Source organism: Pseudomonas sp. BN411 (assembly GCF_029871235.1).
Taxonomy (GTDB): Bacteria; Pseudomonadota; Gammaproteobacteria; order Pseudomonadales; family Pseudomonadaceae; genus Metapseudomonas.
In genome coordinates, this window is record NZ_SSOM01000069.1 from 21,286 (window position 1) to 45,465 (window position 24,180).

The following is a 24,180-nucleotide window of genomic DNA, read 5'->3' on the forward strand; positions in this document are numbered from 1 at the left end:
CGCCCGCTCGGCCTGCGATTCAATCCGGGCGGAGTGGTTTCCATCACACTGGCAATCCGGCCTGGCGAGGTACTGGCCTATGGCTAGACTCATCAGGCACACGCCTCGTCGTCCGGGAAGTCTGGCGTGCCGTCGTCACTGTGGCCGGGCCCTTGATGGGGAGGAGGCGGGTGTGGACAAGCATGCATTGGCGGGCATCTCGCGGCGTCACTTCCTGGGCGGCGGTATGGTGCTTCTGGGCGGTGGACTGTTGGCAAGGTCGGCCCTCGCGCAGCAGGGTTGCCCAATCACCCAGGGCGATATCCTCGGTCCCTACTACCGCTTCGGTGCACCCTTCCAGTCACGATTGGCCGGGCCCGAAGAACCGGGTGAGCGTCTGGTGGTGACCGGCACCGTGTTCAGCGCGGATTGCCGCACGCCGGTACCGAACGCGCTGGTGGAAGTCTGGCAGGCCAACGGCGCCGGCCTGTACGACACCGAAACGCCCGGCAACTACACCGACAAGGGCAACTTCCGCCTGCGCGGCATGCTCTACACCGACGCCCAGGGCAAGTACCGCATCGAGACCGTGATGCCGGGTCGCTACCCCGTGCCACCGAACCTGCCGGGGCTGGAGAAATACGGCGGGATCATGCGCCCCGCGCACATCCATTTTCGGGTCATGGAGGCGCTCCATGTGCCCGTGACCTTGCAGCTCTACTTCAAGGGCGACCCCTTCATCGCCAGCGACCCCTGGGCCCACGAGCGGACCACCAACACCATCGAACTGGAACAGGACGGCGAGTTGCGCAGAGGTGTGTTCGACATCGTGCTGGCGCGGGGCTTTGCGTGACCTCGCCTAGCGGACGTGGCCTCCGGGGGTAGCTCGTAGGATGGCGTGGAGCGAAGCGATACCCATCAATGGAGCGCTATGGATTTCGTTCCTCGTGGTGCGCCCGATCCATTCCACTGGCTCGCCCATCACCGCTGCAGCGCGTTTCGATCTGGAACCGCGCCTTGCCCCGCGCGGACGGCGTTGGCTCTGAAGGATCGATGGGTTTCCGGCTGAGTTTGTCGAGGTTCGGCTTGTCGTTCGTATTCATCGTTTCTCACTCCGGTGGGGCGCCAACAACCAGAGGTTAGATCGGCGATTGCTGCCTCACCTGAGGGATGGAATGAGCGGGCGAAAGGGCCTGCCGATGGGCGTTTGCGTGTTCCTGCGATACGTCGTAACCCCGGCTGCAGTCTGGGTTTCGCCACACCCTTGAGCTGGCCGTTCAGGCGCCCGATTGCCGCCAGAAAGTTGCACTTGCGTAGTAATCCTTATTGCACCTATTGCGTTCTTTGGTAGCGGTTTTACTTCATGCGCTTGACGCGTGTGACCTGTCATTACAATTCTTGCCGCCGCAAACCCATCGGAAATAACAATAACTATCCAGCAATGCCCTTCTGTGGCTGCGGAACAAGGAGTTCTGTGATGCTTGGTTACTACGCGCAATACAGCAAGGAATACATCACCACCCTGATGATCGTGACCACGCTGTTTTTTGCCCTGCCGATATTCATTGCCCCGCTAGCCTGGGCAAGAGCCATGCGCTGGACCATTCCGGAGCATAAGCACCTGGCTATCTATTTCGGCCGATGCCTTGGCGCCTTTATCCTCATCGTTGAAATAACCATGTTGCGCTCTGTCACGACTGGTACCAGTTATAGCTATGCCTTCGATATTCTCTTTCTGGTGTTCACGCTGATGTTTGTCGTGCATGTATATGGCGCAATAAAACGAATCCAGCCGATCACCGAAACATTGGAGATAGGCTTCTGGATGATCCTCTTCGTGCTCAATGTCTTGTTCTATCCGGCTGCCACTATCACACTTTGATCCTTGTGGCCTGCAAGTTGCTCTACCGATTCGTAGGATGGGTAGAGCGGAGCGAAACCCATCAATCTTGTCGCGGTGGGCATCGCTCCGCTTGCTGAGCACCGCTTCAGATCAGCCGATCACAATCGGCGGGCGCTGGAGCAGGTCCGGGCAATCGCCCAGATACAACCACGCCTTGCCCTGCCAATGCAGCACTTCGATATCCCGTTCCTGCCACTGGATCAATTCGCGGTAGGGGCCTCTGCCGTGGAAACGTTCCTCTTCCCGCAGGCGAGGAATCACCTCGCGGGTCAGCCATTGGCGGATGCAGCGATTTTCCGGGTGGTAGTAGATGATCAGCACGGCATAGACGCCGGACTCGCTGATCAGCAATTCCTGTTCGAAGTCGCCATGGCTGTTGCGCATCCAGACGCGCTGCAACTGGTCTTCATCCAGGTTGCGCGACACACGCTCAGGCAGCGGCGCATGGTTGATCAACCGGGCCAGATCGCTGGCGGAAAACCAGGGCTCTTCATCCAGCAGCACCGCGCGCAACTGGCGCTTGTGGCGGATGAAGGTGGCGGGCATCAGGACTTCGGCGTGCGGGGGAGGGGCGGGGTGAAACTGGGGGAACTCGGGCATATCCATTACCTCTGGTCGCTTCTTAGGGCTTGGTTGGAGTCGGGAGCTAAGAAACCCACCAGAGACGGGCCGGACGTATTCCCCTTTCGGGTCTTGTATTAGTCCACTCCCGACAGAGCAGAGGTTTTGTGCGGGTGCGAGTATGCCGCAGGCACAAAAAAGCCGCATAGCTGTCGGGTGCGGAGGACCGCTCTGGTGTTAGGCGTTTCTTAGGCGCCGGGGACAGAGGCTATGGGCGGAGCAGGGAAGCGGCAATGCAGTTGCAGCGTGGGATTTGGCTGATTGGGAGGCGTGAAGCCGTGTAGGGTGGATGACGCTCCTTTCATCCGCCAAGCAGAGCCAATCCCCCGCTCATTCACCCCAATTACCCGCATCGTTCTCCAAAGCATCACCCGCCCAATCCACCGGATAAATCCCATCTCGCACCGCTCGGTGAAAGCTCGAATACGGCCAATCCCTCACGCTTTGTACGTGACCATGTTTGACCGGATTGAAGTGGATGTAATCGAAGTGCCGCTGGTAATCGAGGTCGTCGCGAATCAGGTGTTCCCAATAGCGGCGCTGCCAGATTCCCCGTTCACCACGGGCGTGTTGGGGATAGGTGCGTGATTCGGCATTCGACAAGCGTTTCGAGAAAGCGAATTTGATCGCCTTCCAACGATCCGCAAACGCCATGTCGCCAGGAGGCAGCGTCCAGAGGCAGTGCATATGTTCGGGTAGCACAACCCAGGCATCGATATGGAACGGGTGACGTTGTTTTACAGAACGGACCACGGTGCGCAGCAAGTCGATTTCACGCACCAGCAGGTTGTCGCGGCGGTCGCGCAGATTGACGGTAAAGAAGTACGTGCCGCCCGGCATCCGTGCACGGCGGTAGTTGGACATGACTCCTCCTGAGTCTTTGGGCCTTGTGTCTTGGAGGGTGGTGGATGAAAAGAGCGTCATCCACCCTACACAAGCCTGAGAGTTGTACGCTTCCCGGTTATCTACCTCGTTCCCTCATTATCCGTTCCGGGGTAGCGCCGGGCGAGAGTGGACGAAAGTTCTCTAAGCAGTGCTTGGTAAGTGTGAAACAATTGAATTGCCTTGAGGAGCTCCTGCCAGCAGGCATCATAGGCTTGTTGGAAGCTCAATGGCTGGGTACCACCGAAGCCATAACATACTGCCTTCTTTGTCGGATGCTCGACAAACTGTGCAGTACCGTCAGGTTGCTTTACCAACTCGCTCCAAGGCTTGATAGAGCGTCTCACGAAGCTGGTCTCACCCTGCTCAAAACGTGGCGCAATTCCGTGGCTGGCGAGGTCACGAAAGTTGTAGCTGGCTGTGCTGAAGGCCTTGTTATCTAGGTGAGTAAGCGCCTGCAGAAAAGGAGCGAAGCTCGTGTAATTTGCGCCTATTCGCTTTAACTGCATCTCGCGCTTCCGGCGACTCAGATACCCATGTTCGTCCTGATCCAATCGATCCTTGTAGTCTTCTTGTAATGCCAGATTGGCTTGATGCAGGGCGTTGGTTGCTATAGAGCCGAAGCGTTCGCGAGTCGAACTTGGTTGCAGCATGCAGTAGAAGGCCAAATGCTCAACATACTGCCGGCGTATAGACCATTCCTGCTCACCTTCGAACTGCTTGAGTACGTCAATCCAGAGAGACCAATCCACCAAGTATCCATACCAACTGTGAAGTTGGTTGATGGTTTCTCTCAGGTCGTTTGCTATCGCTAACTCCATAAATGCCGGTCCCCAGTAGATCTTTTGGATTTTGTCCGAGAGATCGTAGGATAGGGGATACTCAATTTTGTCTATGAAGACCTCAAGCCTTTCCAGGAATAGTAAGTGCGCCGACTCGTAGAGTTCGCGTATTGCTCTTCGAGCCTCTCTGCACGGTATCTCTTCAGTTGTTTCAGACATCCTTCCTCCGTCTGGCTACCAAATAGGAGGACATAGTTCATTCTCTCCTTTAGGATTCGTCCTCTGGCTGTTATCTGTCGTCCAAGTCCGCACTTTCGGTAAAGTAAAAAAACCCCGCACTAGGCGGGGTTTTGTCTTTCTATTCGCTACCCCGAACTTCCATTTCAGGCAAAGCGTTTCTGTTTTCCTAATGTCTTGACCCGGATTCAATCCCAGCTCAGCGCGCCGCCGGTTTGATATTCGATGACTCGTGTCTCGAAGAAGTTCTTCTCTTTCTTCAGGTCCATGATTTCGGACATCCACGGGAACGGGTTGGTCGCGCCCGGGTATTCCTCTTTCAGGCCGATCTGGGTCAGGCGGCGGTTGGCGATGAACTTGAGGTAGTCCTCCATCATCGCGGCGTTCATGCCCAGTACGCCGCGCGGCATGGTGTCGCGAGCGTATTCGATTTCCAGCTGGGTGCCCTGCAGGATCATCTGGGTGGCTTCGTCCTTCATCTGGGCATCCCACAGGTGCGGGTTTTCGATCTTGATCTGGTTGATCACGTCGATGCCGAAGTTCAGGTGCATGGACTCGTCACGCAGGATGTACTGGAACTGCTCGGCAGTGCCGGTCATCTTGTTGCGGCGGCCCATGGAGAGGATCTGGGTGAAGCCGCAGTAGAAGAAGATGCCTTCCAGTACGCAGTAGTAGGCGATCAGGTTGCGCAGGAACTGGCGGTCGGTCTCCGGGGTGCCGGTCTTGAACTCGGGGTCGGAGATCGAGCGGGTGTACTTCAGGCCCCAGGACGCTTTCTTCGCGACGCTCGGGATCTCGTGGTACATGTTGAAGATTTCGCCTTCATCCATGCCCAGCGACTCGATGCAGTACTGGTAGGCGTGGGTGTGGATCGCCTCTTCGAAGGCCTGGCGCAGGATGTACTGGCGGCATTCGGGGTTGGTGATCAGGCGGTACACGGCCAGCACCAGGTTGTTGGCAACCAGGGAGTCGGCGGTGGAGAAGAAGCCGAGGTTGCGCATCACGATGCGGCGCTCGTCTTCAGACAGGCCGTCCTTGCTCTTCCACAGGGCAATGTCGGCGTTCATGTTCACTTCCTGCGGCATCCAGTGGTTGGCGCAACCATCCAGATACTTCTGCCAGGCCCAGTCGTACTTGAAGGGTACGAGTTGGTTGAGGTCGGCGCGGGCGTTGATCATCTGCTTGTCGCCAACCTGCACGCGCGCGGCGGAGCCTTCGAGGTCGTCCAGGCCTTCCTGGATGTCGAGGGCGTCGAGGGCCTTCTTGGCGCGGGCGACGGCGTCGGAGTCGTTGGCCGATACGGCGCGGGCGTCTTCAACGGAGCCGGCGGCTTCGTCGTCGAGCTTGTCGATGTTCTTGGCTGCGGCCTGGGCAACGGCGGGGGCTGCCTTGGCTTCGGTGGGGTCTTCTTTGTCGAATTCGTCCCAGCTGAGCATTGTTCCTCTCCTGGTCTGCGGACCGGTCTGTGCCGGCCTGGGTGTTTGGGTGCGTGGATGGATGCACGCGAAAGCGTTGGATCAAGGACGGGGCGGTGGTTTGCCCTGGCCTGTGCACACCCGGTTTGTGGGTGTGACTGTTCGGAAATCGGTGCTGCCTTTTTTACCCTCTTCCCCGGCCCCTCTCCCGCAAGCGGGAGAGGGGAGGGAAGAGCCCTCTCCCGGGGGAGAGGGGGCGGCCCGTGCGATGCCTTATTGGCACGCTTCGCAGTCCGGGTTGTCTATGGAGCAGGCACTCGGTACCGGAGCCGGTGCCGGCGCTGCAGCCGGAGCGGCTTGCAGGGTTTCGCTGCCGCCTGCCGATACGGCGTTCAGCTTGCCGGTGTTGATGGTCGACTTCTCGGTGCTGGTGGCGGCCAGGGCGCGGAGGTAGTAGGTGGTTTTCAGGCCACGGTACCAAGCCATGCGGTAGGTCACGTCCAGCTTCTTGCCCGAGGCGCCGGCGATGTAGAGGTTCAGGGACTGGGCCTGATCGATCCACTTCTGACGGCGGCTGGCGGCGTCGACGATCCACTTGGTTTCGACTTCGAACGCGGTGGCGTACAGGTCTTTCAGGTCTTGCGGGATGCGCTCGATCTGCTGCACGGAACCGTCGTAGTACTTCAGGTCGTTGACCATGACCGGGTCCCACAGGCCACGGGCTTTGAGGTCGTGTACCAGGTAGGGGTTGATCACGGTGAACTCGCCGGAGAGGTTCGATTTCACGTAGAGGTTCTGGTAGGTCGGCTCGATGGACTGCGATACGCCGGTGATGTTGGCGATGGTCGCGGTCGGCGCAATGGCCATGATGTTCGAGTTACGAATACCTTTCTTGACGCGCTCGCGAACCGGGGCCCAGTCCAGGGACTCGGTCAGGTCGACGTCGATGTACTTCTGGCCACGGGCCTCGATCAGGATCTGCTGGGAGTCCAGCGGCAGGATGCCCTTGGACCACAGGGAACCGTCGAAGGTCTCGTAGGCGCCGCGCTCATCGGCCAGGTCGCAGGAAGCCTGGATGGCGAAGTAGCTCACCGCTTCCATGGACTTGTCGGCGAACTCGATGGCCGCGTCGGAGCCGTAGGCGATGTGCTGCAGGTACAGGGCGTCCTGGAAGCCCATGATGCCCAGGCCAACCGGACGGTGCTTGAGGTTCGAGTTGCGAGCCTGCGGAACCGAGTAGTAGTTGATGTCGATAACGTTATCGAGCATGCGTACTGCGGTCTTGACGGTCTTCTCGAGCTTGGCGGTGTCCAGCTTGCCATCAACGATGTGGTTGACCAGGTTGATCGAGCCCAGGTTGCAGACCGCGATCTCGTCCTTGTTGGTGTTCAGGGTGATCTCGGTGCACAGGTTGGAGCTGTGGACCACGCCCACGTGCTGCTGCGGGCTGCGCAGGTTGCACGGGTCCTTGAAGGTCAGCCACGGGTGGCCGGTCTCGAAGAGCATCGAGAGCATCTTGCGCCACAGGTCTTTGGCCTGGATGGTCTTGAACAGCTTGATCTTGCCGTACTGGGTCAGGGCTTCGTAGTACTCGTAGCGCTCTTCGAAGGCCTTGCCGGTCAGGTCGTGCAGGTCCGGTACTTCGGACGGCGAGAACAGGGTCCACTGGCCATCGTCGAACACGCGCTTCATGAACAGGTCCGGAATCCAGTTCGCGGTGTTCATGTCGTGGGTACGGCGGCGGTCGTCACCGGTGTTCTTGCGGAGTTCGATGAACTCTTCGATGTCCATGTGCCAGGTTTCCAGGTAGGCACAGACAGCGCCCTTGCGCTTGCCACCCTGGTTAACGGCGACGGCGGTGTCGTTCACCACTTTCAGGAACGGAACCACGCCCTGGGACTTGCCGTTGGTGCCCTTGATGTAGGAGCCCAGCGCACGGACCGGGGTCCAGTCGTTGCCCAGGCCACCGGCGAATTTCGACAGCATGGCGTTGTCGTGGATCGCGCTGTAGATGCCCGACAGGTCGTCCGGCACGGTGGTCAGGTAGCAGGACGACAGCTGCGGACGCAGGGTGCCGGCGTTGAATAGGGTCGGAGTCGACGACATGTAGTCGAAGGAGGACAGCAGGTTGTAGAACTCGATGGCGCGTTCTTCTTTCTGCTTCTCTTCGATGGCCAGGCCCATGGCCACGCGCATGAAGAAGACCTGCGGCAGTTCGAAGCGGATGCCGTCCTTGTGGATGAAGTAACGGTCGTACAGGGTCTGCAGGCCGAGGTAGGTGAACTGCTGGTCACGCTCGTGGTTGATGGCCTTGCCCAGTTTTTCCAGGTCGAAGGTCTTCAGCTGCGGGTCGAGCAGTTCGAACTCGACGCCTTTTTCCACGTAGGCCGGCAGGGCCTTGGCGTAGAGATCGGCCATCTCGTGGTGAGTGGCGCTCTCGGCAACACCGAGGAAGCCCAGCGCTTCGGCGCGCAGGGTGTCCATCAGCAGGCGGGCGGTGACGTAGGAGTAGTTCGGCTCGCGCTCTACCAGGGTACGGGCAGTCATCACCAGGGCGGTGTTGACGTCCTTCTCGGCTACGCCGTCGTAGAGGTTCTTCAGGGTTTCACGCTCGATCAGCGCGCCGTCGACTTCGGCCAGGGCTTCGCAGGCTTCGCTGATGATGGTGTTCAGGCGGCCCATGTCCAGCGGCTGCTGGCTGCCATCGGCGCGAGTGATGCGGATGCTCGGGTGCGGTTGGGCGACGTCGCCGCCGGCGCTGCGCTTGGAGCGCTCCTGGGCGCGGGACTCGCGGTAGATCACGTAGTCGCGGGCGACTTTCTGCTCGCCGGCGCGCATCAGGGCCAGTTCGACCTGGTCCTGGATTTCTTCGATGTGGATGGTGCCGCCGGAGGGCATGCGGCGCTTGAAGGTCGCGGTGACCTGCTCGGTCAGGCGGGCTACGGTTTCATGGATACGCGAAGAAGCTGCGGCAGTACCGCCTTCCACAGCGAGGAACGCCTTGGTGATGGCAACGGTGATCTTGTCGTCGGTGTAGGCGACAACGGTGCCGTTGCGTTTGATCACGCGCAGCTGGCCGGGCGCAGTGGCGGCCAGATCCTGATTGGAATCTGCTGCCTGCGGCGCGGTGGCCTGCGGGTTCTCGCGAGTGGTGTCGGTCTGCATGGGGTTCTCCATGTTCTGATTTATGTAAGGGCGCCTGAATCGCCTTCGTTCCCTTTTCACAACGCAATACGCACGGCAACGGCGCCGGGTGCGAACGCGTGGTGCTTCGGGGCTGAAGGACAGGACTCAAGTGCCTTCCTGGCCCTACAAGTCAATCGCCACGGTGTTAACGATCCGTGACAACCACAATACCTAGTGGTGGGCGCTGTTGGCGCCTCACCTGCTTCCGACCCCCAGTCACGTTCTTTGTGTCCTGGGCCGGCACCACTCGCCAGAGGCGTTTGGTGGGTGAAATACCGCTTGTGACACACCGGTGGTCAGGCTCGGAAAAAGCCTTTAGCGCTTGATTCTAATTAGTGTCCGGTGGTACGCCCTCACCCCTATATGTAGGGGCTGAGCTCGATGGGGGTACAAGATAATGCGCTGTTGGGGGTATTGCAAGGCGAGCCACAACATCTAGCCTGTGGATAAGTTGTGGGTGATTTGTGGGTGACTGTGGGGTAACGGAGGCAAAGGCCCGGTGGCTCTAGGCTCTGCCGTTCGTCGCCGCCGAATGGGCGGTTTTCGAGGTCTGGACGTGCTGTCGATGGCGTCGCAAGCTAACACAATATCTTGTGTTTTGGGTCGCATCTGGCATGCGCTGTGCTATCGATCCGGCATTGATACAATGCGGACCCGTTTTTCGATGGTCCTGACGCTGTCTAGGGAGTGCGTGGTGGAGCAAGAAGCCTGGCGAATCCTCATAGTCGAAGACGATCAGCGACTGGCCGATCTGACTCGTGAGTACCTGGAAGGCAACGGCCTGCAGGTATCCATCGAGTCCGATGGCGGCCAGGCGGTGGCGCGCATCCTCAAGGAGCGCCCGGATCTGGTGGTGCTGGACCTGATGCTGCCGGGGGAGGATGGCCTGTCCATCTGCCGCAAGCTGCGGGGCCAGTACGAGGGGCCGATCCTGATGCTCACCGCGCGCACCGACGACATGGATCAGGTACTGGGCCTGGAGTTGGGCGCCGATGACTATGTGTGCAAGCCGGTGCGCCCGCGTGTGCTACTGGCGCGCATCCGTGCCCTGTTGCGGCGTAGCGAGGTGGTCGCCGAGGTGCCCGTTGTGGAAAACCAGCGCCGCCTGGAGTTCGGTCCGTTGGTGATCGACAACGCCATGCGCGAGGCCTGGCTCAACGAGCGCAGCATCGAGTTGACCAGTGCGGAGTTCGACCTGCTCTGGCTGCTGGCGGTGAACGCTGGGCGCATCCTGTCCCGCGAGGAGATCTTCAATTCCCTGCGCGGCATCGAGTACGACGGCCAGGACCGCTCCATCGACGTGCGCATTTCGCGCATCCGCCCGAAGATTGGTGACGACCCCATGCATCCGCGCCTGATCAAGACGGTACGCAGCAAGGGCTACCTATTTGTCAGGGAGGCCGCTGAAGGCCTCTGACGCTGGCGACAGTCCATGAACTCGATCTTCCTGCGCATTTACGGCGGCATGCTGGTGACCCTGGTGCTGGTGGCGCTGCTCGGCGTCTTCACTATCCACCAGGTCAACCAGGTGCGTTCTGACCAGTACCGCGAGAGCCTGGCCCGTGGCACCTTCCGCCTGATGGCCGACAACCTCCAGCCCATGAATGAAGTGGAGCGCCGCCGCGCGGTGGTGCTCTGGGGGCGCCTGCTGGGCATTCCCCTGGAACTGCAGCCCATGGAGGGCTCCAAGCTGGACAACAGCGCGCGCAATCGCCTGACACGCGGCCAGGTACTGGTGGAGCAGACCGGCCCCCATGCGGCACGGGTGTTCGCCCTGGTGAGTGTGGGCGAGCGGCTGCTGCTGACTGGTGACGTGGAGCAGATCAGCGAGCAGCTGGCGCGGGCCACCGTCTATCTATTGATGGATGAGCTGGTGCGCTTCCCGGTGAACGAACAGCCCCAGCGCCTGGCGTCCATCAAGGAGAACAAGCAGTTCGGCTTCGACATGCGGCTGATCCCGCTGAAAGACGCCGACCTGGACGTCGATCAGCGTCGCCGGGTGGACGAGGGCGATACGGTGATGGCCCTCGGCAAGGATGGCGACTCCATCCGCGTATTCTCCGGCATGGTGGACACGCCCTGGGTGCTGGAGATGGGCCCGCTGCATCAGATGAACCCTTATCCGCCACAGATGCTGGTGCTGATCGGCTTTCTCGGCCTGACCCTGATTGGTCTGACCGTATATTTCCTGGTGCGTCAGCTGGAGCATCGGTTGATGGGGCTGGAGAGCGCTGCCACCGACATCGCTCAGGGCAAGCTGGATGCGCGGGTTCCTACCAGGGGCGCCGACTCAGTGGGGCGCCTGGCCGCTGCTTTCAATGGTATGGCCGAGCAGTTGCAGCGCCTGCTGATGCTGCAACGCGAACTGATCCGCGCGGTGTCCCATGAGCTGCGTACCCCGGTGGCGCGGCTGCGCTTCGGCCTGGAGATGATCGGCGACGCCGACAATGACGAGTCCCGGCGCAAATATATGGAAGGCATGGACGGCGACATCCAGGAACTGGACAAGCTGGTGGACGAGATGCTGACTTACGCGCGCCTGGAGCAGGGCTCGCCGGCCCTGCATTTCCAGCGCGTGGACCTGGATGCACTGTTCGACCAGGTGATCGCCGAACTGTCGCCCTTGCGTGCCTCGGTACGCATCGAGCGCGGCCTGTGCCTGAACGTCGGCAACGACGGGGCCTGGGTCGAAGCCGAGCCGCGTTACCTGCACCGCGCTCTGCAGAACCTGGTGAGCAATGCCATGCGCCATGCGGAATCACGGGTGCAGCTGAATTACCAGATCGGCCACAAGCGCTGCCGTATCGACGTCGAGGACGACGGCCCCGGCGTGCCGGAAAGCCAGTGGGAGAAAATCTTCAAACCCTTCATGCGCTTGGACGACAGCCGCACCCGCGCCTCCGGCGGCCACGGCCTGGGGCTGTCCATCGTGCGGCGGATCATCTACTGGCACGCCGGCCGCGCACAGGTCGGCCGCAGCGAGTCATTGGGCGGCGCACGGTTCAGCCTGGTATGGCCGCGCCGGCAGAGCGAGGCGGAGACGCTGTAGGTTTCGCTTCGCTTCTCTGTGGGGGCGAATTCATTCGCGATTGAAATCGCTCCCACAAGGGAGGGCGAACCGCCGGTGTGATTCCGATATCGGTGTGCATTGCGCCCCGTTGGCTGAGTACTTGAGGGGATGGTCTGTCTTGCAGAATTCGGGACAGCTGCGCTGTCCTCAGCGAATGAATTCGCCCCCACAGGAGTTCCGAGCGGATTCAGTTCGTAGGATGGGTGGAGCGGAGCGATACCCATCAATGCCTTGTGGGAGCGAATTTATTCGCGATTGAAATCGCCCCCACAGGGTTATTTGCCAGCCGCTCGCTTCAGGCGGCGACTGCCACCAAGCTCAGCAACCGCCCCTGGAAGTCGCAGTGCCAGCCTTCCAGTTCACTCCCCACCTTCCATTCCGCCGACAGGTCGATCAGCAGCCGCAGACGTGCTCGTGCGTCGTCGCAGTCCACCATTTCCGCGTCATGGAAGTAGAAACGCTTGTGCACCAGGGGGTAGAGCGCCTTGAACAGGCTCTCCTTGACGGAGAAGGTCAGGGTGATGCGTTCGGCCTTCTGCTCGGGCGTGAGGCCATCCAACCGTTGCAGTTCGGCCGGGGTGAGGATTTCTTTTGCCAGGCGCAGGGCGCGCTCGGCTGTCATGCGCTCTTCCAGGTCCAGGCCCAGGCCGCGCCATTGCGTGTTGTTGGCCACCAGCGCGGTGGCCAGGCCGTGGCTGTGGCTGATGGAGCCCGTGATCCCGACCGGCCAGACCGGTGCGCGGTCTTCACCAAGGGCAGGCACATCGGCGCGGCCGGTCAGGGCGAGGAGGGCGTTACGGGCGCAGAGGCGGCCGGCGAGGAATTCCGTCTGCCGCTTGGCCACCGAACGCTGGATGTTGGCTGGTGGGGCAATGGCGCTGCGGGCAAAGTCGTCGGCGGCGAGCAGGGCCGGGTCGAAGCGGCAGGAACGCATGACCACACCCGGCAAGGCTTCAGGGAAGGGCCAGGTGGCGTCGAAGGGACTGCAGCAGGCGGGGTGGTTCGAAGTCATGGCGGCATTCTGCCCGGCGTCGTTGGAATCGGCCAGCGGAGCGGCCGTTTACATATGTTTGCAAATGGCAAACAAAGCGAAACGGAAGCCGGGCCCTGGTTTTTGCCAGACTAGCCGGGCGTTTCTTCTGGAACGCAGGTGAGGTTGTAGTCTGGAAGCCTGGCAGTGCCGGTTCCGGACATTTTCTCTGAATTGAGTGCGGGAGCCCGGATGGGCTCCCGTTTTTTTTTGCCTGCGATTCAGGGGGGGCAGGCTGAAAGTGTCTTAGGACGCTGTAAGAGGTTTCGTTCAGCTCAGGTTCAAGAAGGGTTCAGGAGCGGTTCAGTGGGTGGCGAGCAATCTAGCTCCGAGTTCAGCCAACTACTCGACCACTCGAAGAGGAATCACATCATGAACCCTATCTTCAGCCGTATCGCCCTCGCTTCCGCCCTGGCCCTCGCCGCTGCTGGTGCCCAGGCCGCCGACAACTTCGTTGGCCTGACCTGGGGCCAGACCAACAACAACATCCAGAAGTCCGATTCGCTGAACGCGAACCTGAACAACCCCAAGCTGGACAAAGTTATCCACAAGACTGACACCTGGGGTGTGCGTGCCGGCCAGATGACTGATGGCGGCCGCTATTACATGACCTACGAAAACTTCTCCGATACGGACAGCGGCAACAAGCTGCGCCAGCAGAACCTGCTCGGCAGCTACGATGTGTTCGTTCCCGTGGGTGACTACAACACCAAGCTGTTCGGCGGTGCCACCCTCGGCCTGGTGAAGCTGGAGCAGGAAAGCAAGGGCATGAGCCGCGACAGCAACATCAACTACGCTGCTGGCCTGCAGGCCGGTATCCTCCAGGACCTGAGCAAGAACGCGTCGATCGAAGCCGGCTACCGTTACCTGCGTACCAACGTCAGCACCGACATGGGTGAACACGGCGGCCCGCGCCTGGGCTCCCTGGACCTGCACAGCAGCGGCCAGGCCTACATCGGCGCGAACTACAAGTTCTGAGCCGCCCTTGTTCAGCATCCGGCCGGGCTTTTGCCCGGCCAACTCATAGAAAGGGAGAACTGCCCATGAAACTGCTGGTTGTGGAAGACGAAGCGCTGCTGCGCCATCACCTCTACACCCGCCTGGGCGAGCAGGGCCACGTGGTGGATGCCGTTCCCAATGCCGAAGAGGCGCTCTATCGCGCTGCCGAATACAACCATGACCTGGCCGTGGTCGACCTCGGTCTGCCTGGCATCAGCGGGCTGGACCTGATCCGCCAGCTGCGCAGCCAGGGCAAGAACTTCCCCATCCTCATTCTCACCGCCCGCGGCAACTGGCAGGACAAGGTCGAAGGCCTGGCCGCTGGCGCCGACGATTATGTGGTCAAGCCATTCCAGTTCGAGGAGCTGGAGGCGCGGCTCAATGCCTTGCTGCGGCGCTCGTCCGGTTTCGTCCAGTCCACCATTGAAGCCGGGCCGCTGTTGCTGGACTTGAATCGCAAGCAGGCACAGCTGGATGGCGAGCCGATTGCGCTCACCGCTTACGAGTACCGCATCCTCGAATACCTCATGCGGCATCACCAGCAGGTGGTGGCCAAGGAGCGGCTGATGGAGCAGCTGTATCCGAATGACGAGGAACGCGATCCCAATGTGATCGAAGTGCTGGTGGGACGTCTGCGCCGCAAGCTGGAGGGTGGCAGCGGCTTCAAACCCATCGACACCGTACGCGGCCAGGGCTACCTGTTCACCGAGCGCTGCCGATGATCCGCAGTTGGCGCAAGCTGGGATCGTCGCTGCGCCTGCGGCTGATGCTCGGCGCCGCGGCGATGGCGGTGCTGTTCATGCTCGCCCTGCTGCCGGCCCTGCGTGGGGCTTTCGTTATTGCCCTCGACCAGTCCATCCAGCAGCGCCTGGCCGCTGACGCCAGCGCGCTGATCGCTGCGGCCCGGGTGGAAAACGGTCAGCTGGAAATGCCCGACAAGCTGCCCAACGAGGAATTCGACAACCTGGAAGCCAGCCAGCTCGGCTACATCTATGACAGCGAGGGGCGGCTGGTTTGGCAGTCGCTTTCGTCGCGGGATGAGCGTGTGGAGTACAGCCCGCGCTACGACGGCCAGGGGCACGAGTTCCTCCGGGTCGCGGATGCCAGGGGGCGCGAGTTCTTCGTTTATGACGTGGAGGTGGACCTGCTGCGCGGGCAGAAGGCGGCCTACAGCGTCGTCACCATGCAACCGGTGAGCGACTACCAGTCCATGTACGACGGCTTCCTCAAACAGCTCTATGTCTGGTTGGGTGGTGCGCTGCTGGTGTTGCTGGGGCTGCTCTGGTTCGGCCTGACCTGGGGCTTTCGCAGCCTGCGCGGGCTCAGCGCGGAGCTGGACCAGGTGGAGTCCGGCAGCCGCGACAGCTTGAGCGATGAGCACCCCCGAGAGCTGCTGCGCCTGACCAAATCCCTCAACCGCCTGCTGGACAGCGAGCGCCGCCAGCGCGAGCGCTACCGCCATTCCCTGGACGACCTGGCCCACAACCTGAAGACGCCGCTCTCGGTATTGCAGGGCGTGAGCGAGAACATCGCCGCCCGCCCCGACGATCGCGAACAGGCGCGGGTGCTGCAGAGCCAGATCGAGCGTATGAGCCAGCAGATCAGCTACCAGTTGCAGCGCGCTTCCCTGCGCAAGAGCGGCCTGGTGCGCCATCGGGTGCAACTGGCGCCTTTGCTGGACACCCTCTGTGATGCACTGGACAAGGTCTACCGGGAAAAACGCGTGCGTGTGGAGCGGGATTTCGACAAGGCCCTGATGATCCCCATGGAGCAGGGCGCCTTGCTGGAGTTGCTTGGCAACCTGCTGGAGAACGCCTTCCGCCTGTGCCTGGGGGAAATCCGCGTCAGTGCGCGGGTGCGCGATGGCTATTGCGAACTGAAGGTGGAAGACGACGGCCCCGGCGTGCCGGTGGACCAGCGCGAGCGCATCCTCAAACGCGGCGAACGCCTGGACGCCCAGCATTCGGGGCAGGGTATCGGCACGGCGGTGGTGAAGGACATCATCGAGAGCTACGACGGCGAGCTGTTCCTCGAAGAGTCGCCGCTGGGCGGGGCGGAATTCAGGATTCGGTTTCCGTTGTTGTAAATACGGTCCGATTTCCTTGTGGGGGCGAATTCATTCGCGATGGGCAGCGAAGTTGCCCCATGGGCCGGCAGGGCAGACCTTCGGCCTGCTTGGCGAATGAATTCGCCCCTACATCCCCGGCTGGCTCACGCCTCCTGCGCCCGGTACGCCCCTGGCGTCAACCCCGTCCATTTCTTGAAGGCCCGATGGAAGGCAGAGGGTTCGGAGAAGCCGAGCTGTTCGGCGATGTCTTGGATCGACAGTTCATCCCGGCCCAGGTGGTAGATGGCCAGGTCGCGGCGCAGGTGGTCCTTCAGTTCCTGAAAACTCGACCCTTCTTCACGCAGGTGGCGGCGCAGGGTCTGCGGGCTGGTGTGCAGCTGTTGGGCCACCGCTTCCAGGTCCGGCCAGGTGCGGCAGTCGCGACCGAGCAGGCGGCGGATCTGGCTGGTCAGGCTGTCGCCGCCATCCGGGCGGGCCAGCAGATCGGCTGGGGAATGTTCGAGGAAGTGCCTGAGGGTGCGTTCGTCCTGCAGCAGCGGCATTGCCAGATAGCGGGCATGGAAGCGCAGGCTGGTGCGCGGCGCAGCGAACTGGCGGCTGGTGGGAAAGAGCAGTTCGTACTCGGCGGCATGGGCCGGTTCGTCGTAGCTGAACGTGGCTTCTTCCAGGCGGATGCGCTGACCGATCAGCCAGCTGCCCAGGCGGTGCCAGATCACCAACAGGCTTTCCACGAGGAAGTGGTCCGGGTCCGACAGTGTCGCGTCGTCCACCGTCAGCACGGCGAAGTCGCCATCCCGCGCAAGGCTGATGCGCGGTGCGTCGGGAAACAGCCCGTAGAAGAGGGTGCCCCGGCCGAGCGCCTTGTCCAGGGTGCGGCAGTGGATGATGGCGTGGCACATCATGGCGAAGGTGCCGCGCTTGCTGCGCTGCAGGCCGAAGCCCATGTACTCGTCGTCCAGCACTTCCCAGAGCAATTGCAGCAGCCGGGTGAACTGCTCGGGGGCCACCCGTGCCCGTGGTTCGTCCAGCAGTGCAGGCTGGATGCCGGCTGCACGCAGAACGGGCGCGCAATCCACGCCCTGGCGCATGGCGCCGCGCAGGGCGGCCCGGACGAAATGGCTGGCGATGGTGCGCTCACGCATGGGGGCGATCCGTGGTCGGGGAGGCCGATGGTAGGGCCCGGCCAAAGGCGGCCACAAGGGCGCAAGTGGCGGAAATCCCCCCGGGTGCTTGGCGGAAATCCGCCCGATGCCGATCGGAGTGCGGCTTTTGTGTTTATTTAAGTTATTGAAATATAAAGGTTTAATTGAAAATTAAGACTTGGCATAGCGGCTGCAATAGGGACTGTGCCGTCCATTCGACTGGACCGCACAACAACAAAAGTCTCCCAGACAGGGAGATCCGTCGATCACAGTGACGCCAGGCCTTACGGAACAGGTCGGGATCACTTGAAAGGAACACTGCCATGTCCCGCCAACCGTTCTACAAGAGCCTGTACGTACAGGTCATCGTCGCCATCGCCATCGGTATCCTGCTGGGTCACTTCTATCCGGAAACCGGCGTCGCCCTCAAACCCCTGGGTGACGGCTTCGTCAAACTGATCAAGATGGCCATCGCGCCCATCATCTTCTGCACCGTGGTCAGCGGCATCGCCGGCATGCAGGACATGAAGGCAGTGGGCAAGACCGGCGGCTACGCGCTGCTGTATTTCGAAATCGTTTCTACTGTTGCCCTGCTAATCGGCCTGGTAGTGGTCAACATCGTCCAGCCTGGCGTCGGCATGCATGTCGATCCGTCCACCCTGGACACCAAGGGCATTGCCGCCTTCGCCGCCGCCGGCGAACAGCAGAGCACCATCGCCTTCCTGCTGAACGTGATCCCGAGCACCATCGTCGGTGCCTTCGCCTCGGGCGACATCCTGCAGGTGCTGTTCTTCTCCGTGATCTTCGCCTTCGCCCTGCAACGCATGGGTGACCACGGCAAGCCGGTACTGGAGTTCATCGACCGCATCGCCCAGGTCATGTTCGGCATCATCAACATGATCATGAAGGTCGCCCCCATCGGTGCCTTCGGTGCCATGGCTTTCACCATCGGCCAGTACGGCGTGGGTTCGCTGGTGCAGCTCGGCCAACTGATGCTGTGCTTCTACATCACCTGCGTGTTCTTCATCCTGGTGGTCCTGGGCGGCATCGCCCGCGCCCACGGCTTCAGCATCCTGCGCTTCATCAAGTACATCCGCGAGGAACTGCTGATCGTGCTCGGCACCTCGTCGTCCGAGTCGGCCCTGCCGCGCATGCTGAACAAGATGGAAAAGCTGGGTGCCAAGAAGTCCGTGGTCGGCCTGGTCATCCCCACTGGCTACTCCTTCAACCTGGACGGCACCTCCATCTACCTGACCATGGCTGCGGTGTTCATCGCCCAGGCCACTGACACCACCATGGACATCACCCACCAGCTGACCCTGCTGGCCGTGCTGCTGATCGCCTCCAAGGGTGCCGCCGGTGTCACTGGTTCCGGATTCATCGTGCTGGCCGCCACCCTGTCCGCCGTCGGCCACCTGCCGGTTGCCGGCCTGGCGCTGATCCTCGGCATCGACCGCTTCATGTCCGAAGCCCGCGCCCTGACCAACCTGATCGGCAACGGCGTTGCCACCATCGTGGTCGCCAAGTGGTGCAAGCAACTGGACGAAGACACCCTGCAGCGTGAGCTGGCTTCCGGCGGCAAGGCCGAAGCACCGTCCGCTCCGCAGACCGCTGCCTGATCGACACCTGCTACAGCGTTCTCCTCCTGGTGAGGAGACTTTCTCAAGCCCGGCCCCCGTAGCCGGGCTTTTTTTTGCCGATTCAACCGTCCCCGTGGGCAGGATGCTTACTGTAGGGTTCGTTGTGCGCCGGATACCTGGCCGAATGCGTCAATTCGCACTGAGCGCTTGCGTCATTGAGGGGGCGAGCGGCTGGCGCCTAACCTGCGGCACGACTTCGGCCCAGGGAGGCAACGCCATGCAGCGCATTCATTTCGAAACCGAGCACAACCTGTTCCGTGACGCTTTTCGCGCCTTCCTGCAGAAGGAAGTGGTGCCGCATCAGGAGGAGTGGGAGGCCGCCGGCGTGGTCGACCGCAGTGTGTGGCAGAAGGCGGGGGAGATGGGCTTCCTGTTGCCCTGGGCGGACGAGGAGTATGGCGGCGCTGGGCTGAAGGACTTCCGCTACGAGCAGATCATGTGCGAGGAGCTGGCCTACATCAACGAGCCGGGTTTCATGATTCCGCTGCATTCGGCTCTTTGCGGTCCCTACATCGCCGAATACGGCAACGCCGAGCAGAAGGCGCGCTTCCTGCCGGGCATCATCCGTGGCGAAACCATTCTCGCCGTGGCCATGACCGAACCCTCTGCCGGTTCCGACCTGGCCGGCATGCGCACCACCGCTGTGGATAAGGGCGACCACTTCCTGCTCAACGGCTCCAAGGTGTTCATCTCCAACGGTCTGCTGGCGGACGTAGTGATCGTCGCCGCCAAGACCGACCCGGCGAACAAGCACGCCATGGGCCTGTTCCTGGTGGAGCGGGGCATGGAAGGCTTCGAGCGCGGCCGCAACCTGAAGAAGCTGGGCATGAAGAGTCAGGACACCGCCGAGCTGTTCTTCAACAACGTCAAGGTGCCGAAGGAGAACCTGCTGGGCGATGCCAAGGGCGGCTTCTTCTACCTGATGAACATGCTCGCCCAGGAGCGCTTGACCAACGCCTGCGGTGCGGTGGCCGGCGCCGAGGCCGCGCTGCTCACCACCATCGACTACGTGAAGGAGCGCAAGGCCTTCGACCGGCCCGTGGCGCACTTCCAGAACACCCGTTTCAAGCTCGCCGAGATGCGCACCCAGATCGACGTTGCCCAGGTGTTCACCGACCGCTGCGTGATGGACCACAACCAGAAGAAGCTCACCCCGGAAGTGGCGGCAGAGGCCAAGCTGTTCACCACCGAGTTGCTGTGCAAGGTGGTGGACGAGGGCGTGCAGCTGCATGGCGGTTGGGGCTACATGTGGGAATACCCCATCTGCAAGATGTACGCGAACGCGCGTATCCAGCGCATCTTCGCCGGCACCTCGGAAATCATGAAAGAGATCATCAGCCGCGGGATGAAGCTCTGAGGCAAGCGGTGCGCATGGCGCACCCTACCTGTGGGTGTGCCGTGCGCACCTTCGACTGACTCCATTGAGGCAATCGTCATGACTCAAGCACAAGGCGCCATCGATGCCTGGGCCCAGTTGGCCACCGGTCGCACCCGCGAGCTGATACCCGAGGCGGTGCGGCTGTTCGAGAAGTCCGGGACCACAGCGCTGCTCGACAAGGGCCTGAGCCCGGAAGAAACCGTGGCCGAGATGGACCGCGCCGGCATCGACAAGCTGATGGTCAGCGCCTGGTGCCGGCCGGAGCGCTGGGTCAGCACTAACGACGAGGTGGCCGAGTACACGCGTGCCTTCCCGGACCGCTTCGTCGGCGTTGCCGCGGTGGACATGAGCAAACCCATGGCCGCCTTGCGCGAGCTGGACCGAGCCGTCAACGAACTGGGCTTCAAGGCGCTGCGGGTGGTGCCCTGGCTATGGAAGCTGCCGCCCAACCACCGGCTCTACTACCCGCTCTATGCGAAGTGCATCGAGCTGGACATTCCCTTCTGCACCCAGGTCGGCCACACCGGCCCGCTGATGCCTTCGGAAACCGGTAGGCCTGTGCCCTACCTGGATGAAGTGGCGCTGGATTTCCCCGAGCTGCGCATCGTCGCCGGCCACATCGGCCACCCCTGGACCGAGGAGATGATTGGGGTCGCCTGGAAGCACGACAACATCTATATCGACACCTCCGCCTACCTGCCGCGCTACTACCCGCAGGCCCTGCTGCAGTACATGAAGACCTACGGCCAGGACAAAGTGCTGTTTGGCAGCAACTTCCCCCAGTTGTCGCTATCCCGCTGCATGGAGCAGGTGGCCGAACTGGGGTTGCTGGACGAGGTGCGGGATAAGTTTCTCCAGGCCAATGCGCGGAGGGTGTTCAAGCTCTAGAGTGACGGGCCATCGGAGATTGAGCCGACAACAAGAACAAGAGGGCTGAAGGATGAGCGAGCAACTGCCGTTGCACTGTTTTGCCCATTGGGTGGCGACCACGCCGGACCGCGTCTGGCTGCGCCAGCCGGTGGAGCGGAGCTGGCACCCGATCACCTGGCGTGAGGCCGACGACCGGGCCCGGCGCCTGGCCAGTGCACTGCGCGCGTTGGGCTGTGAGCCGGGCGACCGGGTGGCGATCCTGGCGAAGAACTGCGCCGAGTGGATCCTGAGCGACATGGCGATCATGCTCGCCGGGTTGGTCAGCGTGCCGCTCTATCCGCTGCAATCGGCGGACAGCATCGACTATGTGCTGCGCCATTCGGCGTGCAAGGTGATCATCCTTGGCAAGCTGGATAATGCCGAGAGTCTCGAGCCGGGCATTCCCGCCGAGGTGGTACGCATCGCCATGCCCTATCCGACCTTGCGCGCCGACCATGCCTGGGGCGAACTGCTGGCCTGCTACGCGCCGCTGCGCGAGGGACACGAACAGCGCCCCGACGACCTGCTCAGCATCCTCTATACCTCCGGCACCACCGGCCAGCCCAAGGGCGTGATGCAGACGGCGCGGGCATTCGCCTTCGCCTCCAGCCGCTCGGTGGCGGAGACGGGGCTGGGACAGGAAGACCAGTTCTTCTCCTATCTGCCGCTGTCCCATGCCGCCGAGCGCTTCCTGGTGGCCACCAACAGCCTCTATTGCGGCGGTGGCATCGCCTTCGTCGAGTCCCTGGAGACCTTCGCCGAGGACCTGCGGGAAATCCGCCCGACCCAGTTCTTCTCGGTGCCGCGCCTGTGGACGCGCTTCCAGCAGGGCGTGCTGGAGAAACTGCCCCAACGTCGGCTCGACCGCCTGCTGGCGATTCCGCTGCTCGGCGCCCTGGTGGCCTGGAAGATCCGCCGTGGCCTGGGGCTGGACCGGGCGCGGGTGCTGGTGCTGGTGAGCGGCGCCGCGCCGATCCCCGTGGCACTGCTGGAGTGGTACCAGCGCATCGGCCTGACCATCTGCGAGGGCTATGGCATGACCGAGAACTTCGCCTACGGCAACTTCAACCGGCCGGGGCAGGTGCGTTTCGGCACGGTGGGACGGGTGATGCCGGACAACGAACTGCGCATCGCCGACGACGGTGAAATCCTCTACCGCAGCCCCTCGCTCATGACTGGCTATTACCTGGAACCGGAAAAGAGCGCGGAAACCCTACGCGATGGTTGGCTGCGCACCGGTGACAACGGGCAGATCGATGCTGATGGTTACCTGCGCATCACCGGCCGGGTGAAAGACATCTTCAAGACCAGCAAGGGCAAGTACGTGGCGCCCGCGCCCATCGAAGGCGAGATTGCCAAGAGCCTCTGGGTGGAGCAGGTGTGCCTGATGGGCAGCGGCCTGGACCAGCCGCTGGCGCTGGTCGAACTGAGCCCGGCAGCCCACGAGCAGGCCCGCGCCCAGGTGGAGGCGGACCTGCTGGCTACCCTCGCACAACTCAACGACCGGCTGCTGCCCCATGAACGCGTCAGTCATCTGCTGCTGGTGCGCGAGCCCTGGACGGTAGATAACGGCTGCATGACCCCCACCATGAAGATTCGCCGCAACGTGCTGGAAGCCCGTTACGCCCCGGCGGTCGACCGACTTGATGCGCGCCAGGCGCTGCATTGGGAATGACCGCTCGAACACACGCATCAGGAGTTGCCATGAAAGGCCCGTTGTCCTCGCTGAAAGTCCTCGATTTCTCCACTCTGCTGCCGGGGCCGTTCGCCTCATTGCTGCTAGCCGACATGGGCGCCGATGTGCTGCGGGTGGAGTCGCCCACGCGCATGGACCTGGTGCGCGTGCTACCGCCCCACGATGGCGGCCAATCCACCAGCCACGCCTACCTCAACCGCAACAAGCGCAGCATCGCCCTGGACCTGAAACAGCCGGACGCGGTGGAGCTGGTCAAGCAACTGGTGCGCGACTACGACATCGTCCTCGAACAATTCCGCCCCGGCGTGATGGAGCGCCTGGGACTGGGCTATGAGGCGCTGAAGGCGGTCAATCCGAAGCTGATCTACGTTTCCATCACCGGCTATGGCCAGAGCGGCCCCTATCGGGATCGCGCCGGGCACGACATCAACTACCTGGCGCTGGCCGGCATCGCTTCCTACACCGGTCGCCGTGACAGCGGGCCGCTGCCCCTGGGGGTACAACTGGCGGACATCGGCGGCGGCTCCCTGCACGGGGTGATGGGCCTGCTGGCGGCGGTGATCCATCGCCAGGCGACGGGGGAGGGGCAGCACGTGGACATCAGCATGACCGACTGCGCCTTTGCCCTGCACGGTATGGCTGGCGCCGGCTATCTCGGTGCGGGCGTGGAGCCGGACATGGAAAACCAGGCCCTGAACGGTGGCAGCTTCTACGACTACTACCGCACCCGCGACGGCCGTTGGTTCTCGGTGGGCAGCCTGGAGCCGCAGTTCATGCAGCAGTTCTGTGCCGCCATCGGCCGTCCCGAGCTGGCGGCCAAGGGGCTGTCGCCGAAGCCCGAGGACCAGCGCGAGCTGAAACTCGCTATCGAAATCGAGTTCGAAAAACGCGACTTCGCCGAGTGGGTGGAGATCTTCGCCGCCCTGGATGCCTGCGTGGAGCCCATGCTGCCGTTGTCCGAAGCGGTGGAGCATCCGCAGATCAAGGCTCGCGACCTGGTGGTGGAGGTGCCGCGCGACGGCCTACCGCCGCAGAAGCAGATCGCCTGCCCGATCAAGTTCTCCGCCGGCCTGCCTGCGCCGCGCCATGCTGGTGGGCCCGTGGGTTCCCACACAGATGAAGTACTGGCCGGGCTCGGGTTCAACGCTGAGCAGATCGAGGCGCTGAAAGCGGCGAAGGTGGTGGGGTAGGGCGCTCGGGTTTGTGGGACACCTTGTGGGGGCGAATTCATTCGCTAAAGCAG

Annotated in this window: 19 protein-coding genes; 12 read left to right on the plus strand and 7 right to left on the minus strand. The window is 62.2% G+C overall.

Annotation, left to right across the window (positions count from 1 at the left end; genetic code table 11):
* The first annotated feature begins 172 nt into the window (after positions 1 to 172).
* Together E8F06_RS15795 and E8F06_RS15800 are read left to right on the plus strand one after the other, a co-directional pair.
* Complete coding sequence (locus tag E8F06_RS15795) at positions 173 to 832, plus strand: twin-arginine translocation pathway signal protein (RefSeq protein WP_280368894.1); 660 nt, start codon at positions 173 to 175, stop codon at positions 830 to 832.
* Positions 833 to 1,456: 624 nt separating this feature from the next.
* On the plus strand, positions 1,457 to 1,861 hold the full coding sequence (locus tag E8F06_RS15800; RefSeq protein WP_280368896.1) for a hypothetical protein: 405 nt from the start codon (positions 1,457 to 1,459) through the stop codon (positions 1,859 to 1,861).
* A 111-nt stretch (positions 1,862 to 1,972) separates the two neighbouring features.
* Here the strand turns inward: E8F06_RS15800 and E8F06_RS15805 are convergent, their stop codons facing one another.
* From E8F06_RS15805 to E8F06_RS15825, 5 genes are all read right to left on the minus strand, one after another.
* Positions 1,973 to 2,428, minus strand: coding sequence for a BRO family protein (locus tag E8F06_RS15805; RefSeq protein ID WP_280368898.1), 456 nt, complete (start codon positions 2,426 to 2,428; stop codon positions 1,973 to 1,975).
* Positions 2,429 to 2,833: 405 nt separating this feature from the next.
* The gene (locus tag E8F06_RS15810) at positions 2,834 to 3,367 is read right to left on the minus strand and encodes a transposase (RefSeq protein ID WP_280368900.1); all 534 of its coding nucleotides are present in this window, start codon (positions 3,365 to 3,367) and stop codon (positions 2,834 to 2,836) included.
* A gap of 101 nt (positions 3,368 to 3,468) precedes the next feature.
* The gene (locus E8F06_RS15815) at positions 3,469 to 4,386 is read right to left on the minus strand and encodes a hypothetical protein (protein WP_280368903.1); all 918 of its coding nucleotides are present in this window, start codon (positions 4,384 to 4,386) and stop codon (positions 3,469 to 3,471) included.
* A gap of 206 nt (positions 4,387 to 4,592) precedes the next feature.
* Entirely contained in the window at positions 4,593 to 5,840 is a 1,248-nt protein-coding gene (locus E8F06_RS15820; RefSeq protein WP_280368905.1) for a ribonucleotide-diphosphate reductase subunit beta, read from the minus strand.
* Between the two features lie 252 nt (positions 5,841 to 6,092).
* On the minus strand, positions 6,093 to 8,984 hold the full coding sequence (locus E8F06_RS15825; RefSeq protein ID WP_280368908.1) for a ribonucleoside-diphosphate reductase subunit alpha: 2,892 nt from the start codon (positions 8,982 to 8,984) through the stop codon (positions 6,093 to 6,095).
* A 715-nt stretch (positions 8,985 to 9,699) separates the two neighbouring features.
* Here E8F06_RS15825 and E8F06_RS15830 point away from each other — a divergent pair.
* Positions 9,700 to 10,422, plus strand: coding sequence for a response regulator (locus E8F06_RS15830; RefSeq protein WP_280368911.1), 723 nt, complete (start codon positions 9,700 to 9,702; stop codon positions 10,420 to 10,422).
* A gap of 15 nt (positions 10,423 to 10,437) precedes the next feature.
* The gene (locus E8F06_RS15835) at positions 10,438 to 12,054 is read left to right on the plus strand and encodes an ATP-binding protein (protein ID WP_280368913.1); all 1,617 of its coding nucleotides are present in this window, start codon (positions 10,438 to 10,440) and stop codon (positions 12,052 to 12,054) included.
* A 316-nt stretch (positions 12,055 to 12,370) separates the two neighbouring features.
* Here E8F06_RS15835 and E8F06_RS15840 read toward each other — a convergent pair whose 3' ends face one another.
* Positions 12,371 to 13,087, minus strand: a complete 717-nt coding sequence (locus E8F06_RS15840; protein WP_280368915.1) for a 4'-phosphopantetheinyl transferase superfamily protein — start codon at positions 13,085 to 13,087, stop codon at positions 12,371 to 12,373.
* A 390-nt stretch (positions 13,088 to 13,477) separates the two neighbouring features.
* On the opposite strand from E8F06_RS15840, the gene E8F06_RS15845 reads away from it, so the two are divergent.
* The 3 genes from E8F06_RS15845 (at position 13,478) to E8F06_RS15855 (ending at position 16,190) form a co-directional block, all read left to right on the plus strand.
* Positions 13,478 to 14,083 carry an outer membrane beta-barrel protein gene (locus tag E8F06_RS15845; RefSeq protein WP_151135549.1) on the plus strand — a complete coding sequence of 202 codons (606 nt, stop codon included), beginning with the start codon at positions 13,478 to 13,480 and terminating at the stop codon, positions 14,081 to 14,083.
* 65 nt (positions 14,084 to 14,148) lie between these two features.
* Positions 14,149 to 14,826 carry a response regulator gene (locus E8F06_RS15850; RefSeq protein ID WP_280368917.1) on the plus strand — a complete coding sequence of 226 codons (678 nt, stop codon included), beginning with the start codon at positions 14,149 to 14,151 and terminating at the stop codon, positions 14,824 to 14,826.
* Between the two features lie 17 nt (positions 14,827 to 14,843).
* Positions 14,844 to 16,190, plus strand: a complete 1,347-nt coding sequence (locus tag E8F06_RS15855) for an ATP-binding protein (protein WP_280369118.1) — start codon at positions 14,844 to 14,846, stop codon at positions 16,188 to 16,190.
* Positions 16,191 to 16,315: 125 nt separating this feature from the next.
* On the opposite strand, the gene E8F06_RS15860 is transcribed toward E8F06_RS15855, so the two are convergent.
* Positions 16,316 to 17,314 carry an AraC family transcriptional regulator gene (locus tag E8F06_RS15860; protein ID WP_280368919.1) on the minus strand — a complete coding sequence of 333 codons (999 nt, stop codon included), beginning with the start codon at positions 17,312 to 17,314 and terminating at the stop codon, positions 16,316 to 16,318.
* Positions 17,315 to 17,637: 323 nt separating this feature from the next.
* Here E8F06_RS15860 and E8F06_RS15865 point away from each other — a divergent pair, with 323 nt between their 5' ends.
* The 5 genes from E8F06_RS15865 to E8F06_RS15885 all read left to right on the plus strand — a co-directional run bounded on the left by E8F06_RS15865 (position 17,638) and on the right by E8F06_RS15885 (position 24,127).
* Positions 17,638 to 18,933: a dicarboxylate/amino acid:cation symporter gene (locus tag E8F06_RS15865; RefSeq protein WP_280368921.1), complete on the plus strand. Its 1,296-nt coding sequence runs from the start codon at positions 17,638 to 17,640 to the stop codon at positions 18,931 to 18,933.
* 238 nt (positions 18,934 to 19,171) lie between these two features.
* Complete coding sequence (locus E8F06_RS15870; RefSeq protein WP_280368922.1) at positions 19,172 to 20,311, plus strand: acyl-CoA dehydrogenase family protein; 1,140 nt, start codon at positions 19,172 to 19,174, stop codon at positions 20,309 to 20,311.
* A gap of 78 nt (positions 20,312 to 20,389) precedes the next feature.
* A complete protein-coding gene (locus E8F06_RS15875; protein WP_280368924.1) occupies positions 20,390 to 21,220 on the plus strand; it encodes an amidohydrolase family protein in 831 nt (276 codons plus the stop codon).
* 52 nt (positions 21,221 to 21,272) lie between these two features.
* Positions 21,273 to 22,916, plus strand: a complete 1,644-nt coding sequence (locus tag E8F06_RS15880) for an AMP-binding protein (RefSeq protein WP_280368927.1) — start codon at positions 21,273 to 21,275, stop codon at positions 22,914 to 22,916.
* 29 nt (positions 22,917 to 22,945) lie between these two features.
* A complete protein-coding gene (locus E8F06_RS15885; protein ID WP_280368929.1) occupies positions 22,946 to 24,127 on the plus strand; it encodes a CaiB/BaiF CoA-transferase family protein in 1,182 nt (393 codons plus the stop codon).
* The last annotated feature ends 53 nt before the right edge of the window (positions 24,128 to 24,180 follow it).

Excerpts from the sequence above, each read along its gene's own strand:
- E8F06_RS15800 (WP_280368896.1), top strand. The coding sequence starts at position 1,457 with ATGCTTGGTTACTACGCGCAATACAGCAAGGAATACATCACCACCCTG.
- E8F06_RS15805 (WP_280368898.1), bottom strand. The coding sequence starts at position 2,428 with ATGCCCGCCACCTTCATCCGCCACAAGCGCCAGTTGCGCGCGGTGCTG.
- E8F06_RS15810 (WP_280368900.1), bottom strand. The coding sequence starts at position 3,367 with ATGTCCAACTACCGCCGTGCACGGATGCCGGGCGGCACGTACTTCTTT.
- E8F06_RS15815 (WP_280368903.1), bottom strand. The coding sequence starts at position 4,386 with ATGTCTGAAACAACTGAAGAGATACCGTGCAGAGAGGCTCGAAGAGCA.
- E8F06_RS15820 (WP_280368905.1), bottom strand. The coding sequence starts at position 5,840 with ATGCTCAGCTGGGACGAATTCGACAAAGAAGACCCCACCGAAGCCAAG.
- E8F06_RS15825 (WP_280368908.1), bottom strand. The coding sequence starts at position 8,984 with ATGCAGACCGACACCACTCGCGAGAACCCGCAGGCCACCGCGCCGCAG.
- E8F06_RS15835 (WP_280368913.1), top strand. The coding sequence starts at position 10,438 with ATGAACTCGATCTTCCTGCGCATTTACGGCGGCATGCTGGTGACCCTG.
- E8F06_RS15840 (WP_280368915.1), bottom strand. The coding sequence starts at position 13,087 with ATGACTTCGAACCACCCCGCCTGCTGCAGTCCCTTCGACGCCACCTGG.
- E8F06_RS15845 (WP_151135549.1), top strand. The coding sequence starts at position 13,478 with ATGAACCCTATCTTCAGCCGTATCGCCCTCGCTTCCGCCCTGGCCCTC.
- E8F06_RS15850 (WP_280368917.1), top strand. The coding sequence starts at position 14,149 with ATGAAACTGCTGGTTGTGGAAGACGAAGCGCTGCTGCGCCATCACCTC.
- E8F06_RS15860 (WP_280368919.1), bottom strand. The coding sequence starts at position 17,314 with ATGCGTGAGCGCACCATCGCCAGCCATTTCGTCCGGGCCGCCCTGCGC.
- E8F06_RS15865 (WP_280368921.1), top strand. The coding sequence starts at position 17,638 with ATGTCCCGCCAACCGTTCTACAAGAGCCTGTACGTACAGGTCATCGTC.
- E8F06_RS15870 (WP_280368922.1), top strand. The coding sequence starts at position 19,172 with ATGCAGCGCATTCATTTCGAAACCGAGCACAACCTGTTCCGTGACGCT.
- E8F06_RS15875 (WP_280368924.1), top strand. The coding sequence starts at position 20,390 with ATGACTCAAGCACAAGGCGCCATCGATGCCTGGGCCCAGTTGGCCACC.
- E8F06_RS15880 (WP_280368927.1), top strand. The coding sequence starts at position 21,273 with ATGAGCGAGCAACTGCCGTTGCACTGTTTTGCCCATTGGGTGGCGACC.
- E8F06_RS15885 (WP_280368929.1), top strand. The coding sequence starts at position 22,946 with ATGAAAGGCCCGTTGTCCTCGCTGAAAGTCCTCGATTTCTCCACTCTG.